Consider the following 17,586-nt stretch of genomic DNA (forward strand, 5'->3'; position numbering starts at 1 on the left):
GCTAGCCTCCACCGACAGCCGGGAAGAAGGCAATGCGATCTCCGTCGCGCAGGAGATCGTCCACCTTACGCTGGCGTCCGTTGACCATAACAATTTTGATGTCTTGCAGCGGCAGATTCAGATGCCGGGCCAACTGTTCCGCGCTGCTGCCTTCCGGCATGGCAAGGTGCAGGCCCGCTTCCGGATTATAGCCGGGCACGTGGTCGCGCAGCGTGGTACTCAGCTTCACGGTCAGGTGCATGACAAACTCCTTGGCCGCAACACGGCCAGATCATATATGCCCACGCCGCCGGGTCGCCGTCAAGCCGCAGGCAGAGGTCATGCCAGCCCTTGCGCAGTGCTGGCCATTGCCGATCCCGCCAGTTTTTCCGCCAGACCAAAAGAGGCACGTCTTCGCCAAAGCCTTGACTGGCGCTGTCTGGCTACCAGAAGCTTCAGTAAAAACCCCACTGCCCCGCCTGCTCCTGCCCCTGGCAGTCACAGGCACCTCTGCCGCAAACAGCAAGACAAAATTTTCCACCGCCCCGGTCTTGCCCGACCGGGGCGGACATTTTTCGTAATGCGATCTAGAGCAGATTAACTTTGAAATGTTTTACATTTCAAAGTTTTCATTCAGCCGAAAAATGCGATTTTCGGCTGAATCCACGTCACTTTGTAGCGCGCTGCACTTTCGTGCAGCGTTAGAACATTTACACTTTTTCAAAGTTAAAATGCTCTAGCCCTTTTCCTCTATCCAGTTGAACACGGTCTTGAGTTCGTCGTGGGTGATGTCAAAGGTGGTGTTGTGCGGGGGAAGCTTTTCATCCGTAAAGAAATCGGGCAGGACGTCCGCGGCCTGGGTGATGCCCGCGCGGCGGTTGAAGTCGATTTCCGTAGACAGGATGCGCTGGCCCAGAGTCACCACGTCATCGCCCGTAAGCTGCCAGCCGAACTTGGCGTTGAGCATGTCCACAATGGCGGGCAAAGCGTCCGGCACGTCAAGAATGGCAAAAGCAGTGAACAGGCACAGCCCCACGGAATCCACCGAGGCGGTGGCCACCTGAAGATTGCGCGAAAGCTCGATCTGCCCTTCCTTTTTCAACGGATCAACCGTGCCGCCGCTGCTCAGGATGTTGGCGGTAACGGCATATCCGGCCGTGTGGTCAGCGCCCATGGGCGACGTGGCGTAGGTAACGCCCTGGCCCTTGACGGCGCGCGGGTCATAGGCTGGCAGGCTCTGCCCCTTGACCGTGGGCACCCGGCGCACGCCGAAAACCCGGCCAGTGGTCGCCGTGCCGCAACCGATGATGCGCCCAAGGGGCGTGCCCTCGCTGATGGCATGCATGGCGGCCAGCACGGCCTTGGCGTCGCCGTAAGGAATGGCCCCACCGGCCATGGCAACGCCCATGGCGACACCCACGTCGATGGTGTCCACGCCAATGTCGTCGCACAGATAGTCATACTGCGAGATAGCGTCCAGATCGCCAATGCCCGAATGGGGGCCAAAGGCCCACAGGGTTTCATATTCGGGCCATTTGCTCTGGAACTTGCCTTTCTTGTCGGGCAAAATGCCGCTGCAACGGATCATGCAGCCGCTCATGCAGCCATGCGCCACCGTGCCGCCGCGTTCCTTGGTAATCTGGTTCAGCAGTTCGCCGGACACGGCCTCATGTTTGTCAAACCGCCCCACGGTAAAGTTCGCTGTGGGCAGGCCGCCCGCTTCATGCAGAATGTTGACAAGCACAGCGGTGCCATACTCTGCAAGGCCCTTGCTCGTGATGGGATGCTCGGCCAGAGCCTTGGCAAAACGCTTGGAAGCTTCACGAAAGGCCGCTTCGTTCACAAGGGGCTGATTTTTACCGCCCTCGGGATTCACGATGATGGCCTTGAGTCCTTTAGAGCCCATAACGGCGCCCACGCCGCCGCGCCCCGCATGACGCATGGGACGCAACTCGCGGTCGGTAAAGGCGATGGAGGCGGCGGTAAGCTTGAACTCGCCCGCACGGCCAATGGTGACATAGCTGCAATCACTGCCGTACTTTTCAATAAGCTTGGCCACGGTATCAAAGTTGTTCAGCCCCGCCGTTTCAGAAGGCACAAGCTTTGCGTGGTCCTTGCTCACTTCAAGCTGCCACCACTGGCCTTCTTCGGCCATGTCTTCAACAATAACGGCAAGGATGCCCAGCCGGGCCAGATGTCCGCCGGGCTGGCCGCCCGCGTTGGACTCCTTGATGCCTTCGGTAAGGGGGCTTTTACAGCCAACGGAAATGCGGTTGGCGTTGGGGCTGTTGGTGGCGCCCAGCAGGCCAGGCGCGAAAACCAGCTTGTTGTGGGGGCCGATGGGCGTACAGGTGGGCGGAACTTCGCGCGCCACAATGGCCGAAGTCAGGGCGCGACCGCCAAGGCCAGCATATTCCTGAGGGATTTCTTCAAACACACAGGTTTTTGTCGCCATATTAACGCGCAAAAAACGAAACATGAGGCCTCCTTACAGCGCTGCCGCGCAGTATATGTTTACGCAGTATCTTTTTACACAGCATGTCTTTATGGCTTTCTACGGCAGGATCAGAAAAAACGGCAACTCCCCTAAAAAAACGACACGCTTTCATGCCCAAGCGGCACGAAAGCGGACAAAAGAAGGACAATACGGCAAACGCGCGTCGCGTGCGCCGTGTGCGAGGGCTGGCGCGAATTCATTTTGAAGAACTTTGTGGGGGAGAATGGCCGGAACGGACGCAATCAATCAGCCCTATCGCTCCTCCCTTGGGTAAATTTGTGCATGGTTTTGGGGTATTTTTCTGCATCCTGGCCGGGGGGATTGCCAAACATCCTAGAGTACTCACGACTGAATTGCGAAGGACTTTCATACCCTACATGATACGCGGCCTCAGCAGCGCCCTTCTGTTCCGCCGTTATGAAGCGCCTGGCTTCGATCAAGCGAAGCTGCTTTTGGAACTGCATGGGCGTCAGCGTGGTTATCTCTTTAAACCGCTGGTGAAGGCTGGAAACACTCATCTCCGCAATTCCCGCCAACTCGTCTATTCGTAGTGACTCTCTGAATTTCTGATTGATGTGCGCAATCACTCTGCCCACTTTCTGCAAATTTCCTTCGTGCATAGCCAGGTGTGCAATATGACGCCCGTGCACGGATTTCAAAAGACGGTAGCATACCTCCCTGATGTACATGGGAGCCAGAAACCCGGCATCCCCGGGAGCATCAAGAAGTCGGGCCAACCGCAGCAGCGGCTCTCCCAGGTCATCATCCATGCCAGCCACGAACAGTGAACGTGCGGCCAGCTTGGAGCTGCATGGCAGTATGTTCCCAGCCAGAAAAATCTCCCCGGCCATAGCAAGATCAATTTCCATTTGCAGGCATAAGTATGGTTTTTCGGGAGATGCCTTGGTGATCATGCCCATGATGGGCATGGTCACGGGGATGGTCATGTAGTCGCCCACATTGCATTCGTAAATGTCCTGCCCGTAGGTTATCGCCTTGGCTCCCTGAATCACCAGACAGATGCAAGGATTGTATATTTCGGGAAGATGCTCGTCAGGGTTGTCAATCCGGATGCAAGCCAACCCCCCTATCCTGGTCTGATTGAACTCTTCCCCAGGGGCATGGCGCGCGACAATGTCCGCCAGTTCCTTGAGCGCCGCATTCTTCATGTGCAACCTTCTTCGTATTTCATAAAAATTAATTTTTGGATTATCAGGCAAGTATCACGGAAGATCGTGTATTCACCATAAGCCCGTAAATCCATAATGTCCACCGCAGGCCGCAACGAAAATGCATGCAAATAAGTCTGGCAATGTTGAGACAGATCACCCGGAGCCCCCTCGCCAGGGGAAACCACTTCAGATCATAGCTACTGCGCCAATAAATAAAAATTTGCATTTTTCGGCAATGCCAAACACAATTCAAGGAGAAAAACATGGTACGGTTCACTATTCCACGTGAAGTTTATTTCGGTGAAAACGCGCTTGACAGACTGGCTTCGGTCAGCGGGTCAAAGGCAATGCTGGTGGTCGGTTCAGAGAGATTGAAAAAAGACGGGACGACCGCCAAGATTCAGTCTCTTTTGAAAAAGGCCGGTATTGAATCTGACGTTTTTTCTGGAATCGAGGCGGACCCTTCAATTACGACCGTGATGAAAGGGGTTGCCGCCATGAACAGCTATAATCCTGACTGGATTATCGGCATCGGCGGCGGCTCGCCCATTGACGCCGCCAAAGCCATGTGGATTTTCTATGAACATCCCGACTTCACTTTTGAGGAGGCGGCAAAGCCGTTCAACCTTCCCGAACTTCGCCGCAAGGCGCGGTTCATCGCCATCCCTACCACCAGCGGCACCGGTACGGAGGTCACGTCATTTTCCGTTATCACCGACTATGAAACCGGCATGAAATACCCTATTGCGGATTACAATATCACCCCTGATATTGCCATCCTCGACACGTGCCTAGTGGCCGATATGCACCGCACCCTGATTGCGGATACCGGCATGGATGCTCTGACCCATGCCATTGAGGCGTACACATCCACTATGGCAAATCCCATTACTGACGGCCTGGCCATCAAAGCGATCCAGATGATTGTCCGCGATTTGCCAGCTTCTTATGGAGGTGATGTAACTGCCCGCAACAGCGTCCACCTCGCTCAGTGCATGGCGGGAATGGCATTCTCCAACGCCATTCTTGGCGTCGTACATTCCATGGCCCATAAGACAGGAAGAGTGCTTGACATTGCTCATGGAAGGGCAAACGCCATCTACCTCACATACGCCACGCAGTATAACGCCAGAACGGCTCCTGAAAAATACGCCGAGATCGCCCGCTACCTTGGTTTGGAGGGAAAAACCGATGCTGCATTGGTGACGGCCCTGGTGGATTGCATCAAAAAACTGCGCTCCGACCTGAATATGCCATCCTCTCTCAAGGAGCATGGCACGGACGAAAAGTTCTTTATGAGCCAGATCAAAGAGATAGCCAAGGAGGCAGTCGGAGATCCGTGCACGGGAACAAATCCTCGTCCTGTCTCGGAAGAAGAAATGACTGGGCTGTTTGAGGCGGTATATTATGGTAAGGACGTGACGTTTTAATCGTCCCATCCCTTATCTCCTGTTTGTAACCGGGGAACGACGTTCAACATCTTGCGGAACAGCAAGGCGCATCCAGATGGTCTTGTGACGATTTCCGGCATTGGCGGGCTTGGGGATGATTGAGGTTTTTTCGCTGGAACGCGCCATGGAAGCATTTGAAAAAATGGTGGCCGCAAAGACGCATTCCCGCGCGGGTCTGAGCATACCCCAATAAATAACTACGCCACTGAACACTTCGTATGTGTTTAGTGGCGTAGTTACTTTACGCTATGAGGAATCCATATGAGGGGCAGATTATACCAGCATGGATGGCACTGCTGTCAGCGTGCCGCTCTCAAGCCGGAACTGCGCATTGGCATGGCGCAGGATGTCCTGATGATGGTGCGCAACCTGAACCACAGCCATGGCGGCCCCGGCCTGCCCTGCGCCCACCAGGCTTTCAATCAGCGCCTTCATGTCTTCACGCAAGGGGCCGTCCAACCCCGTGAACGGCTCGTCCAGAATGAGAAGATCCGGACGCACCGCCAGGGCGCGGGCCAGAGAAACCCGTTGCCGCATGCCGCCGGACAACTCGCCCGGCAACAGGGACGCCGCCCCGGAGAGGCCCATGGCTTCCAGCATTTCGAGGGCGTAACGCCGCGCTTCCGCTTGATGCGCGTCACAGGGCAGCAAGACGTTTTGCAGGGCCGTGCGCCAGGGCAGAAGACGGGGCTCTTGAAAAACAAAGCCCACACGCCGGACAGTGAGGTGCGCTATCCCTTCCTGCGGGCGCAACAGGCCCGTCATGATGCGCGTCAATGTGGATTTTCCCGCGCCGCTGGGGCCTGTAAGCACCACGCACCCGCCCGCCTCAAGCGTAAAATTGACCTTGCGCAGCACCGTATGCGCGCCGAAACAATGCCCAACGTCACAAAGCCTTACCAGAGGGGCCAGTGGAGTCTGTGGGGCCAGTGGCGTCTGTAGGGTCATTGGAGTCCTTGGAGTCTGTCGGGTCATGCCCTTCCTCCCCCGCACAGTTTATTGCGCAGGCAGCGCAAAAACGTGGCCTCAATGGCTCTGACCAGCAGCATGCTGACCAGTGCCACGGCGTACAGTCCTGGCGTGTTAAGGTCTGCCCGCGCCAGAGCCAGCGTATAGCCGAGTCCCTGCGAAGCCCCGAGGGTTTCCCCCAGAATCGCCACGCGCATGCCGCCGCCCAGAGCCACCACGCAGGCTGACACCAGCGGCGCGGCCACTGCGGGCAGGTAGAGTTCCGTAAACCGTTTGCGTAAAGGAACCCTGTAGGCCCGCACCATTTCGCACAGCGCCGGATCAACCGCGCCCAGCCCTTCCTGAAGCGCCATATAGATGGTGGGGGCGCTGGTAAGCGCCACAATCAGGATGATCATGCCCGACCCCACCCCGCACCAGAGCATGGCCAGGATAACCAGCACAACACCCGGCACGCTTGAAAGCACCCAGCGAAAAGGCAACAGCAGCAGGGCCGCCTCTGGATAGATTCCGGCAATCCACCCCAGCAGCCCTCCAGCCAAAATTCCCAACCCGAACCCGGCCAGCACCCGCCCAAGGGTGGGCAGCATGCCTTGCGTCCAGAACCAGGGCTGTGCGGCAAGATCCACCAGCGCGAACCAGGTTTCCAGAGGCGAGGCCAGCGCCAGCCCGCCACCGCGTGCAGCGGCCCATTGCCATGCGCCCAGAAAAAGCGCGCATCCAAGCAGCCGCCACAACAGACTGCGCCGCAGTTTCAGTATCCGCAGACTATTCTTCACGGCCCATATCCCAAAAATCTTTTGTGGGCAGGCTGCCGCCCACGGAGGCCGGAGTCAGTTCCAGCAGGCGTTGCAGCATGAAAAGCGCGGACTTTTTGCCGCGTTCACCCACAAGAACCGAAGAAGACATAAAAGGCCGTTCTTCGGCTGCGGCGCGTTCCAGCACTACGCCCAATTCCGGGCTGTGCCGCTTCGCTGTCACGAGGCTGGCCTGCGGATTGTTCTCCATTTCGTGCATACCTTCTACAAAGCCCTGACGCAGCAGCGCACGCAGGGCCGGATCACGCGCCGTCGCTCCCACGACCATAAGGCAGGCCGTGGGCATATCCGTATGCTCGGGAAAGGCAGTCGACCACGCATCACGCAAGTCCAGCAGCCGGACCATACCTCCCCCGGCAGTGGCCAGAGAAGCGGAAGGCTCCGGCAAAAGCGCCGCGCCGCCCTGCCCCAGGCGCAGCAGATTGACCGCCTCAAGGGCGCTGCCGCAGTGACGCAGGGGGCAGTCAAGGCTGCTCTGCGCCGCCAGCACCCGCAGGGCCAGTTCCGGCATGTTGCCGGGACCGAAGGGCAGCAGGATTTCCCTGTTCAGCAGCCGACGGAGCGTATCAAGAGGCGGTTCGCCTTCGCGTGCGAGATCCGGCGGCCCCACCAGCCACAGGGGCGCGGCATAGGCGGCCAGCACCACGCAGGGCACGCCGCGTTGCGCCAGAACCGCCGCAGTGGGCAAGGCCGCCACCACGGCATCGACCTGCCCGTTGGCCACAAGGGCGCGCAACTGCTCGGGCGAACGCCAAAGGCTGAAAGACGCCCCGATTCCGGCCTTTTGGAATAACGCGCTCTCCCCGGCGGCCAGCAGAGGAACCGCCTGCGGCACCAGCGGCGCAGCCAGCCGTAAGTTCGTGGTTGGGCGCGATCCAGTGGGTTCCTCCCCATTATCCTGACCTGCCCGGTCTGGTGGGCTTGGCGGATTTGCCGGATTTGGCTGGCCTGCCGGATATATTGAATGGGACTGGTCTGCCGGGTCTGCCAGGTTTGCCGGATTTGCCATGGCCGAAGCCCCCCACCCTGCCATAACAAGCACGCACACCGCCAGCATGGCCCATGCCTTCATGCCTCACCTCCCGTGACGGCTCTGAGCGGCTTTCTGAACACTTCCAGTTCCGCTTCGCCAAACAGCATGGGAACGGGCCTCACCAGAATGCGCTCCAGACCGGCCCCGATGGCGGCGGCGGCCATCTGCCCGTGCCTCAGGGACACGTCCTGCCCCTCCATGGCCAGTGAAAGACGCGAAAGAACGAGCACCTCCGGGGCCACGCCTTCACGCACGCCCTCATGCACGCTGGCAAACAGCCCGCCGGGGCGCAGCGCGGCGCACACTTTTTTCAGAAATTCTGGCAGGTTCGTGGCGTAGTACAGGCTTTGGCAGGCCCAGACGAGATCGTGGTCATGGCCCAGCGCCACGGTGTTGAAATCACCGGGGCGCAGTTCAACTCGGTCGGACATTCCGCAGGCTGCGGCTTCTGCCCTGGCCATATCCAGCACCGGAGAAAAGTCGCACAGCGTGACATGCAGATCAGGCAAAAGCGTGGCCGCGCGCAAGGCCGTGATGCCCGGCCCGCACCCCAGATCCAGCATGGACAAAAATCCCTCCGCACCGGGAAGCCCGGCAATCAGCCGGGCCAGAATGTCCGCAGCGCCCGCTTTCTGATAGGCCGCAAGACCAGCCAGCGAGCGCTTCCAGTGCTGCTCGTCGTTCAGTTTGCTTTCGGGGTTTAGTTTGCTTTCGGGGTTCACCGTGTTCACCACGTTCGCAGTCGGGTGAGGCTCTTCGCCAAAAAGCCTTTCACGCAGGCAGGGCAAATTGCGGTGCTGCATGCCCGACAGCGAGGCCACAAGGCTTCCCAGAAAAAGGGGCGAGCCCTTGCGCAGATACGCCCCTGCCAAGGCGCTGTTGCTGTATGCGCCGTCCTTCTTGCAGGCCAGACCGGCCGCGACCATGCCGTCCATAAGGCTTGCCAGGCGTGACGCGTCCGCCGCCTGACCGCAGTTTTTTTTCAGGCAGGCCGCAATGCCGGACACACTGTGAACTTCCTCCAGAATGTCCGGCAATTCCAGTTCCAGAGCCAGATTGAGCAGCGCCATGCGCACCGGGGCAACCAGCCAGTCGGACAAAGAAGCGAAAGGCAGTGCGTCCACAAGATTTTCAAGATTCTTATGCTGTGCGGTCATGCCTAGAATCTCCATCCCACAGTGACGCCAAAGGTCATGGGCGCGCCGTCTTCCACAATAGTCTGGCTATTGCTGACCAGTTTTTTGGTGGCGTAGCGGGCATCCAGAACGTTTTTGCCCCACAGCGATACGTCCCAATTGTCGCCGTGGTAGCCCACCTGCGCGTTGACGGTCTGATAGCCGTCATCGCTGAGCTTGTTTTCGGCGTCAAAATACTGCTTGCCCGCGCCAAACAGGTCCACCTGCGCGAACAGGCCGGTTTCATGCGTGTAACCAACGCCAATATTGTAGGTCAGGTCAGGGGCCCAGGGCAGGCGCTTGCCGCTGAAGTCCTTTTTCACGCCGTTGACGGTGGTGGTCCAGTCGTCAATGACCGAGCGGGCGTATCCCACGCCGCCGCGCAGTTCCAGCCCGGCAAGAGGATAGGCCTTCACCTCGGCCTCAAATCCCGACGAGTGCGCCTGCGCGGAGTTGGTGAACTTCCAGGTGCCCACGCCGCCCGTGGGGTCTTCTTCGCGCACCTGTTTGTCGCGAATGGTGGAATAAAAGGCGGACACGTTGGCCAGCAGCCTGTCATTAAGCCAGTGCGTTTTGAACCCGGCCTCATAGTTGGTGCTGTATTCCGGCTCATAATAGAAATTGCCCCGGTTGCTGGCGGAAAAGATGTTGAATCCGCCGGGCAGATAACCCTGCGACCAGGAAATGTACGGCGTAACATTGGCTGTGGCGTCCCACGAAAGTGACGCCATGGGCAGCAGCTCCGTAAAGGTCACGTCCTTTGCGTAGCTGCGGCGCACGGCCGAGTTGCGGTAGGTCTGCTCGCCGTTGAGGCGGGTATTTTCCGCGCGCAGGCCCACTGTCAGCCGCAGCCCGTCCACAATGGACCACGTGCCCTGACCAAAGAGCGCCTGGGTGTCGCTGGTATAGTCCGTATGCAGATACGAAGTCGCCACGGCCTGCTGCATCAGCCGGTCCATATCGGTTTTTGTGCGCGAAGCACCCACGAAGGCCCCCGTCACCCAGGACAGCCGCGACGTGCGCACCGAGGCCAGCCGCAGTTCCTGCGTAAAGTTGCGCTGGTCGATCTTCATGTCTGAAACCCCTGTGGGCAGCGGGGTACGGTCGATGTCGCTCTTCATGTCGTAGTTGTAGGCCATATAGCTTGTTATGGATGTCAGCTTGGCCGCGTCACCCGTATAGCTGGCCACCAGCGCGGGCAAGGTGAAGGTTGCGGATGACGAGTCGGCGGCGTTGGAGCGTACCTCCCACCTGTCAGACCGGTAGGGGCCCGTATCCATGCGCATGGTGCCCACGCCCACATCCTGGCGCGAGGCGTCCAGAGAAAGGCGCAGGTCTACCCGCTCCGTTGGCGTGAAGCGCAACATGCCGCGCCCGGAAGTGGCGTCATTGCGCGCGGCGCGGGTGCTGTCCTTGTACAGGTTTTCCACATAGCCATCGCTCTGATGGCGCAAAAAACTGCCGGAAAAATAGACCTTGTCCTCAAGAATAGGCGCGGATGCCGAGGCTCCCAGCCTGTAGGTGTTGTATGTGCCGCCTTCGGTAAAAATATGCGCTCGTTTGTTGTTGTCGGGCACTTGGCGCACCAGATTGACCACCCCGGATTCGCTGTTCTGCCCGAAAAGGGTTCCCTGAGGGCCGCGCAGCACCTCGGCGCGCTCCATATCCATAAGATACAGGTTCTGCATGTAGGAAAGCGGATAGGGTATCTCGTCCACGTACAGCCCGGCCGGAGATTGCAGGGCCGTATCCCAGGTGGAAAACCCGCGGATGACCATTTCATTGCCGGAACTTGTGCTCTTCATATGCACGTTGGGGAAAAGCCGGGTCGCATCTTTCAGCGTCTGGGCGGCGCTGTTTTCAAGGTCAATGTCTGTGGCGGTGGAAATGCTTGTGGCAATATCCTTGACCTTCTGCTCCCTCTTCGTGGCGGTAACAGTGATTGCGTCCAGCGTGTAGTCGGGCGTTTTGGGCGTTGCTTCCGCCGCGATCGCTGACGCCGCCGATACCGCAGCTACGCCCAGGCACAACACAAGGGCCGAAAAATACAGGGGAAAGTAGCGCATGATTTATCGTCCTGCCTGATGTTGAAATTGAATGTACTTTTCAATACACTGCACACATCAGTCGGGCTAATCCTTCAAGGGTCAAAAACTGTCCCCTGCGGGGAAGGGGTTTAACCGTGCGCTATGAATCATAAGCAGGATACGGCGGCTTTTGCCGCTTCAAATGTGTACCGGATGGCAGGCGGCTCTGCCCTGCCGCTCAAGCCTGGCCTGGCGCTGCAGTTCGCCCAGGTGCCCGCGTCGGCCTGCTTTCGGAAGGAATTTGCCATTGACCGCTCACCGGTGATTTTCGGCTTCATGCTTGCGGGATTAAACTGCTGCCACTATGCGGACGGCGCGCTCAGGCATACCCGTTGCGTGCATACAGGCGGCAGCAACCGCATCACCTACCTGCCGGAAACCAGCGGAGTGCTGGACTGCAAGGGCGGCATGCAACGGCTGAGCATCCTTGTGGCGCCGGAATTTCTTGAAGGATATCTTGAACAGGAAAGGGCAAAGCTGCCCACGGGTCTGGCGGGCGCCATAAACGGCAAAGATGTGGCCTTTCAGTGGACAGGCAGGCAGTGCCCGCAAAAAATGCGCATCGTGGCTGACATACTGGGAGCCGCCTATGCCGGGCCGCTGCGCAAAATGCATCTGGAGGCGCGCGCCCTTGAACTCATAGGCATGCAGCTTTCAGAGTATCTTGCCCTTGATGCCCCCCGGCCCTTGCCCAGACTCGCGGCTTCGGACGTGAGCCGCGTCAGGGACGCCAGAGAGATCCTGCTTCAGGATATGGAAAATCCCCCATCCATGACGCAGCTGGCCAGAATGGCCGGAATAAACGAAAAAAAGCTGAAGTACGGCTTCAAGCAGGTGTTTGGCATGCCGGTATTTGAATACTTCAGGAACTACCGGCTGGAAATGGCGCGGGATCTGCTGGCTTCGGGCATAATGAGCGTTACGGAGGTGGGCGTGCATATCGGCTATCAGAGCCTCAGCCACTTCAGTGAGGAATTCAGAAAAAAATTCGGCGTGACTCCCAAAAAATTTCAGGGGGGGAGACAGCCGTAGATTGACGCGCCTCATGCTGAAGCCGCGCTGACTTTCTCATGATTGAAACCGCGCTGCCGTTTTCGTGTTGAAGTTGCACTGCCGATCTCGTGACTGCCCTCAGCTCACAGGCTGCAGGCTTTTCACAATGCCAATGCCAGAACACTTCTGGCGCAAAAATCAGTTCACTTCACTCCAGTGTCTGCCCAGCCGAATCTCGCGTGCCCCCAGCGTGCGGATCAAGGCCGGATCGTGCGTGGCGCAGACCACGGTCGCGCCTTGGCTGCGGCAGTTCTCAATGGCGCGCACCATGGCGCGGGCGCTGGATGCGTCCACATTGGCGGTGGGTTCGTCAAGCAGAAGCACCTTGGGGCATAGCGCCAGGCGCGAAGCAAGGGCGATCCGCTGGCGCTCGCCGCCCGAAAGTTCGCCCGGGCCGCGCTCCGCGAAATCCCAGGGGCTGTCAAAGCCTGTCGCGCGCATGCACTGCTCATACACAAGCTTCAGTGACGCCGAATCATGCCGCAGCCGCAGGCCCAGCACCACGTTGCTGAAAATGCTCATGCGCAGCAAATAGGGGTCCTGAAGCAGCAGGGTTGCCTCCCGTCTGCCATTGCCCGCCCCGGCGTAGCGCAGTTCGCCCGAAACCGGGCGCTCAAGAAAAGCCAGCAGCCGCAGCAGGGTGGATTTTCCGCAGCCGTTGGGCCCGGTCAGAGCCACGGCTTCTCCCTTGCGCACCTCAAGCAGGGGCATGTCCAAAACCTTGCGGCCTCCGTAAACCTGCACAAGGTCGCGCCCTTCATACAGCAGTTCACTCATGCCCGTTCCCTGTGGCGAAAAAAAGCCAGCACAAGATTGATGACAAAGGCCATGAGCAACAGAATAAGGCCAAGCGCTATGCCCTGGGCAAAATCGCCCTTGCTGGTCTCAAGCGCAATGGCCGTGGTCATTGTGCGGGTGGAATACCGGATGTTGCCCCCAAGCATCATGGCGACGCCCACCTCGGTGATAACCCGCCCAAATGCGGTTATGCAGACCATGCCGATGGAATACCGGCACTCCCATAGCGAAAGCGCCGTGACCTGCCGGGCATTGGCCCCCAGCGTCAGCAGGGTTTCGCGGCAGCGCGGATCAAGGCTTTCCACTGCCTGCGCCGTCCAGGACACCACAATGGGCAAGGCGAGCACCGCCTGCCCCACGGCCATGCCCGGCAGTGTGAACAGCAGTCCGTACTGCCCCAGTGGCCCGCGCGCCGTTATGAAGGCATAGACCAGCAGGCCGATGAGCACGGTGGGAAAAGCCAGAAGCGTGTCTGAAACAAGGCGCAGGGCCCGCTTGCCGGGAAAGGAGCAGTAGCCGAGCGCAAACCCCATGGGCAGACCCAGGAGCAAGGCCGCCGCCATGGCATAGCATGTGGAAAGCAGCGTCGCGTAGATGGCGGACAGCGTGGCCGCGTCCATATGCGCAAGAAGAGAAAGCGCGCTGGAAAAACCGTTGACCAGATAGTCCATACAAATGCCCGAAAATTCCTGAAATGACGGCAAGGCACACTCGCGGCGCGGATGCGGAAAAAGGCTTCCCGATCCGCGCGCCGCGAGATACGTCAGTTATTTACTGGCGTTGGGAAAGAAGAGCTGTTTGCCCTTGAGCTTGTAGTCCGCAATTTTCTGCTGTGTGGCAGGGGCCACCCACCAGTCTTCGAACTTCTGGGCCAGATCTTTTTTGACCTTGGGGCACTGGGCGGGATTTACCGAAATGACGCTGTACTGGTTAAAAAGCGCCTTGTCCCCCTCAACAATAATAACCAGAGGATTCTTGTCGCCCATCTTGTCGGCAAAGGTGATCCACGTTCCACGGTCGGTCAGCGCATAGGCCTGCTTTTCAGCGGCCATGTTCAGCGTGGCGATCATGCCCTGACCAGCGGAAAAATATTGGGAATCCTTGTCGGGCGTGATCTGGGCCTGCTTCCAGAGCTTTTCTTCAGCCTTGTGGGTGCCGGATTGGTCGCCACGGCTCACAAAGCCCGCCTTGGTTGTAAAAATGCCGCCAAGCGCTTCAACAGTGCTTTTTCCTTTTACCTTGGCAGGGTCAGAGGCGGGCCCCACAATGACAAAGTCATTGTACATGACCTGACGACGGTCAATGCCGTGCCCGGCTTTGACAAATTCCATCTCGCTCGCCGGGGCATGCACCAGCAGCACGTCAGCATCGCAGTTTTTGGCGATCTCAAGCGCCTTGCCCGTTCCAACGGCCACCCATTTGAGTTCGATGCCCGTTTCTTTTTTGAACATGGGCTCAAGATATTCCAGCAGGCCAGAGTCCTGAGTGCTGGTGGTGGTGGCCATCATGAGCGTATCCGCAGCCTGAGCGGCGGGGGCCAGGGTCAGCGAGCCCAGCAGACAGGCGGCCAGAGCGAAACGGGGCGCACGGAACATTTCAGAAATACGGAACATGAGAAACTCCTGTTAAAGGTACTTCGTTGCCCGAGGGCAGCGTCATGCCATTACATATGATTATCACGGTATCATCAAAAACCGTGATATAAAAGGCGGGGTCGGGCGGAAAGTCCCGGCTATGCAGCTACGGGCGTGTCAGCAGCGGTCAGCATGGCCGGAAGTTTTCAGAAATTTTGCGATAAAGGCCGTGGGATGTTTCAGGAGGGTCGAGTTAAACCCTTTGTGCGCACCAGCCCTTGGAGCAGACAGCTTTGCTATGGCGTAACGCCCGGAAGACGCTGTGCCCGGAAGACTTAGCGCCTAAAAGACTCTGTCTTTGTCCCGCTCCAGGGCAGAAAGCTCATTGTGTCACACTAAAACACACTGAGAGCATTTCGTGGCAAGGATTTTCAGGGAAACCCTTGCAGAGCAGTTACTCCACTTCATTCGTGAATTTCTTCAAAAGTTTTAGACAGCGCCGCCACGAGATGAATTTCCTGTCATATCAAGGAGAACGAGCCTTTTATGCAGGGAGTGTACTCTGATGGTACTCGACCGGAATAAAAGGCGAAGTTCGACGCAGAAATAACTGGAAAGGCGCTCGTGGCAACACTGTCTAGAGGGTGGGGGCGTGGGGAGGAGATCTTTTTGCAAAAGGATCCTTCCCCCACAAAACATTCCACCATAAAATTACATCCAGAAATTACATCTAGTCTGCCAGCAGGGTCACGGCGCTGGTGGGAAAATACGCGAAGATTTTTTTGCCTTCGGCAAGATGCAGCCGTGTCACCGCTGGTGTTTCCACCGTGGCGCGCAGAATTGCGCCATCCGGCAGACTCAGGCATACGAAAGTTTCCACCGCGTCGGCGTGCAGGCTTTCCACCACGCAGCGCACGCAATTGCCCAGGCTTGTCTGGACGCGCTCGGCGGAAAGCGCCACACGCTCAGGATCAACACGGGCGCTGAGCACCTGGTTTTCATGCACTTCCAGCAGACCTGCCTGCTCGTGGGTGCAGGAAGCCGTCAAACGCACGTCAGAGAACGTCGTTATTTCCACATGGATTTTTCGCATGCCCGTGTGGATGCCGCTGACAATGCCCCAAAACAGATTTGTGGCATCATCGTCTGCGGCCTGTACCTGTCGTGAGGCCCTGCGGTCCTGAGCCTGCGCGTTGAGCATTTTTCGGGCCTGACCATCGGAAAAATCCAGAAAAGCCTTAAGCTGGGCCGTGTCCTGCTGCCCAAGAAATTTTTGCACCAGCGACATGGGCACGTGCAGATCAAGAAGTTCCAGTCCTCGGGAATACCGTATGGCGCGCGGCCCTAGCACGGCCGAGGGCAGGCCCATTGTCTTGCCGACGGCATAGAATTTTTTGCGCACAAAGGCCTGGTCAAGACGCAGAAAATCTGGCTCGCCAGCTTGCGGCAGACTGAGAATCCGGCGGATATGCCGCATGGCGCTCAAAGGCAGCAATAGCTCGCGGGCATTGGGGCCGGGCACACGCATCATGCCCGTGATGGTGTCTATGGCGGCGCGGGGCTCAAAAGTCAGGGCCTCGCCAAGCCGCAGCCCGCCATACCGGAACAGCAAAAACAGCAGGTGCAGCCGCGCCCGCGCAATTTTTTGCGCTGTCGTGGCTGCTTCCGCCTCCCAATGCTCCCAGCACAGGGTAAGGGCTTCCAGTTGCTGACGGGTTAAATGACTGTGCATGACTATACTTTGAAACAGGTTAACAAATCGGCAAAAAACTGTCATCAGGGGGCAGCGCGGCCTTCGCCCTGGCGTAAGGGTGGCGCGAGGGGCGGTGCTATGTTGAAAGATGTTGCAAGGCTTTGTGGAGGAGGGACCCTTTTGCATAAGGGTCCCTCCTCCACGCCCCCACCCCCTAAAACTCCTAATATAACTCGCTGATGATACAATGGGGTTTTTGATCCAGGCGGGGGTTGCAGAAGCGGCGTCTTCAAGGCATCACAGCATCGCAACATGAATCTGCCGCAGCACAGGCAGATGTCAGAGAGATTTCAGCGTGAGATTCCCGGCCACCGCTGCCGGGCGGGCGCCGCTACGCTTTCGTCGTATGACAGCACGGCCAACCGCGCCATTTTCAGTCAGGGAGAACAGTATGACGACCATAAGATTTGCCGCGCCAGCAGACAGCTGCTCGCTTTTAGCCATTTATGCCCAGTACATAACAACGCCCATAACGTTTGAATGCGTCCTGCCTTCAGAGCAGGAGTTCGCGGGGCGCATCTCCAGCATTTCCAGCTGCTATCCTTACATTGTCTGTGAAGAGGGCGACAGCATTGTCGGCTACGCCTACGCCCACAGGCATATGGAACGCCAGGCATATCAGTGGAATGCCGAACTTTCTGTTTATCTTGACATGGCGGCGACTTCCAAAGGGCTGGGCAAACGCCTGTACGGCATCCTTATCAATATTCTTGCGTTGCAGGAAGTCAGAAACGTATACGGCTGCGTTACCCTGCCCAATGCCAGAAGCGAGGCCCTGCACAGGTCACTGGGCTTCCGCACGGTGGGAATGTACACCAATGCTGGGTACAAGAACGGCAAATGGCACGATGTGGGCTGGTTTGAAAAATCCATTGCCGCCTATGACTCTCCCCCCAATCCCCTCGTCTCCATCAACAGTTTGCCGCAAGACGCTCTGCAAGAAATCATGGCGCGCGCTTTATAGCATTCTTGAGGGTGCTTCGGCCTTTTGGGTCGCACGCAGCGGGCGACAGCCCTTGCCGCAGCTACATCCGCCACAGCCGCAGCATTCACACAGCCTTAACATTCAAGACAGCCGCGATATTTGGCGGAATGGCATATTGCGGCGCGGTTGCGTCCAGGCTGTCGTCACAGGACCAGACGGACTGCTAGAGCATGTAGCGCTTGAAATACTCGTGGAGGGCAGGCAAAAGCCTGCCTGTTCGCATTTCAAGGCAAGGATTTTCC

The 17,586-nt window shown here is 58.2% G+C and carries 16 protein-coding genes; 3 read left to right on the forward strand and 13 right to left on the reverse strand.

What is annotated here, in order from left to right; translation table 11 throughout:
• Position 1: 1 nt before the first annotated feature.
• The 3 genes from BCS36_RS07475 to BCS36_RS07485 form a co-directional block, all read right to left on the reverse strand.
• Positions 2 to 241 (reverse strand): MoaD/ThiS family protein, encoded by a 240-nt coding sequence (locus BCS36_RS07475; protein ID WP_291302281.1) that lies wholly within the window; start codon positions 239 to 241, stop codon positions 2 to 4.
• A 474-nt stretch (positions 242 to 715) separates the two neighbouring features.
• A complete protein-coding gene (locus BCS36_RS07480) occupies positions 716 to 2,458 on the reverse strand; it encodes an aldehyde ferredoxin oxidoreductase C-terminal domain-containing protein (RefSeq protein WP_291302282.1) in 1,743 nt (580 codons plus the stop codon).
• A gap of 260 nt (positions 2,459 to 2,718) precedes the next feature.
• The gene (locus BCS36_RS07485) at positions 2,719 to 3,645 is read right to left on the reverse strand and encodes an AraC family transcriptional regulator (RefSeq protein ID WP_291302283.1); all 927 of its coding nucleotides are present in this window, start codon (positions 3,643 to 3,645) and stop codon (positions 2,719 to 2,721) included.
• Positions 3,646 to 3,911: 266 nt separating this feature from the next.
• Between BCS36_RS07485 and BCS36_RS07490 the strand changes: the two genes are divergently transcribed.
• Positions 3,912 to 5,078, forward strand: a complete 1,167-nt coding sequence (locus BCS36_RS07490; RefSeq protein ID WP_291302284.1) for an iron-containing alcohol dehydrogenase — start codon at positions 3,912 to 3,914, stop codon at positions 5,076 to 5,078.
• Positions 5,079 to 5,090: 12 nt separating this feature from the next.
• On the opposite strand, the gene BCS36_RS07495 is transcribed toward BCS36_RS07490, so the two are convergent.
• From BCS36_RS07495 to BCS36_RS07520, 6 genes are all read right to left on the reverse strand, one after another.
• The gene (locus BCS36_RS07495) at positions 5,091 to 5,225 is read right to left on the reverse strand and encodes a hypothetical protein (RefSeq protein WP_291302285.1); all 135 of its coding nucleotides are present in this window, start codon (positions 5,223 to 5,225) and stop codon (positions 5,091 to 5,093) included.
• Positions 5,226 to 5,372: 147 nt separating this feature from the next.
• Entirely contained in the window at positions 5,373 to 6,074 is a 702-nt protein-coding gene (locus BCS36_RS07500; protein ID WP_291302286.1) for an ABC transporter ATP-binding protein, read from the reverse strand.
• The gene (locus BCS36_RS07505; RefSeq protein WP_291302287.1) at positions 6,071 to 6,847 is read right to left on the reverse strand and encodes an ABC transporter permease; all 777 of its coding nucleotides are present in this window, start codon (positions 6,845 to 6,847) and stop codon (positions 6,071 to 6,073) included. The genes BCS36_RS07500 and BCS36_RS07505 overlap by 4 nt, the downstream gene beginning before the upstream one ends.
• Positions 6,837 to 7,958, reverse strand: coding sequence for a hypothetical protein (locus BCS36_RS07510; RefSeq protein ID WP_291302288.1), 1,122 nt, complete (start codon positions 7,956 to 7,958; stop codon positions 6,837 to 6,839). The genes BCS36_RS07505 and BCS36_RS07510 overlap by 11 nt, the downstream gene beginning before the upstream one ends.
• A complete protein-coding gene (locus BCS36_RS07515; RefSeq protein WP_291302289.1) occupies positions 7,955 to 9,076 on the reverse strand; it encodes a trans-aconitate 2-methyltransferase in 1,122 nt (373 codons plus the stop codon). The genes BCS36_RS07510 and BCS36_RS07515 overlap by 4 nt, the downstream gene beginning before the upstream one ends.
• 2 nt (positions 9,077 to 9,078) lie before the next feature.
• On the reverse strand, positions 9,079 to 11,160 hold the full coding sequence (locus BCS36_RS07520) for a TonB-dependent receptor (RefSeq protein WP_291302290.1): 2,082 nt from the start codon (positions 11,158 to 11,160) through the stop codon (positions 9,079 to 9,081).
• Between the two features lie 123 nt (positions 11,161 to 11,283).
• Between BCS36_RS07520 and BCS36_RS07525 the strand changes: the two genes are divergently transcribed.
• Positions 11,284 to 12,213: a helix-turn-helix transcriptional regulator gene (locus BCS36_RS07525; RefSeq protein WP_291302291.1), complete on the forward strand. Its 930-nt coding sequence runs from the start codon at positions 11,284 to 11,286 to the stop codon at positions 12,211 to 12,213.
• Between the two features lie 159 nt (positions 12,214 to 12,372).
• Here the strand turns inward: BCS36_RS07525 and BCS36_RS07530 are convergent, their stop codons facing one another.
• From BCS36_RS07530 to BCS36_RS07545, 4 genes are all read right to left on the reverse strand, one after another.
• On the reverse strand, positions 12,373 to 13,011 hold the full coding sequence (locus BCS36_RS07530; protein ID WP_291302292.1) for an ATP-binding cassette domain-containing protein: 639 nt from the start codon (positions 13,009 to 13,011) through the stop codon (positions 12,373 to 12,375).
• Entirely contained in the window at positions 13,008 to 13,703 is a 696-nt protein-coding gene (locus tag BCS36_RS07535) for an ABC transporter permease (RefSeq protein WP_291302349.1), read from the reverse strand. Before BCS36_RS07535 ends, BCS36_RS07530 begins: the two co-directional genes overlap by 4 nt.
• Before the next feature lie 96 nt (positions 13,704 to 13,799).
• Complete coding sequence (locus BCS36_RS07540; protein ID WP_291302293.1) at positions 13,800 to 14,645, reverse strand: substrate-binding domain-containing protein; 846 nt, start codon at positions 14,643 to 14,645, stop codon at positions 13,800 to 13,802.
• Positions 14,646 to 15,336: 691 nt separating this feature from the next.
• Positions 15,337 to 16,338 (reverse strand): TOBE domain-containing protein, encoded by a 1,002-nt coding sequence (locus BCS36_RS07545; RefSeq protein WP_291302294.1) that lies wholly within the window; start codon positions 16,336 to 16,338, stop codon positions 15,337 to 15,339.
• A gap of 412 nt (positions 16,339 to 16,750) precedes the next feature.
• On the opposite strand from BCS36_RS07545, the gene BCS36_RS07550 reads away from it, so the two are divergent.
• Complete coding sequence (locus BCS36_RS07550; protein ID WP_291302295.1) at positions 16,751 to 17,323, forward strand: GNAT family N-acetyltransferase; 573 nt, start codon at positions 16,751 to 16,753, stop codon at positions 17,321 to 17,323.
• The last annotated feature ends 263 nt before the right edge of the window (positions 17,324 to 17,586 follow it).

Origin of the sequence: Desulfovibrio sp. MES5 (assembly GCF_002237645.1) — a bacterium.
Classification (GTDB): domain Bacteria; phylum Desulfobacterota; class Desulfovibrionia; order Desulfovibrionales; family Desulfovibrionaceae; genus Desulfovibrio.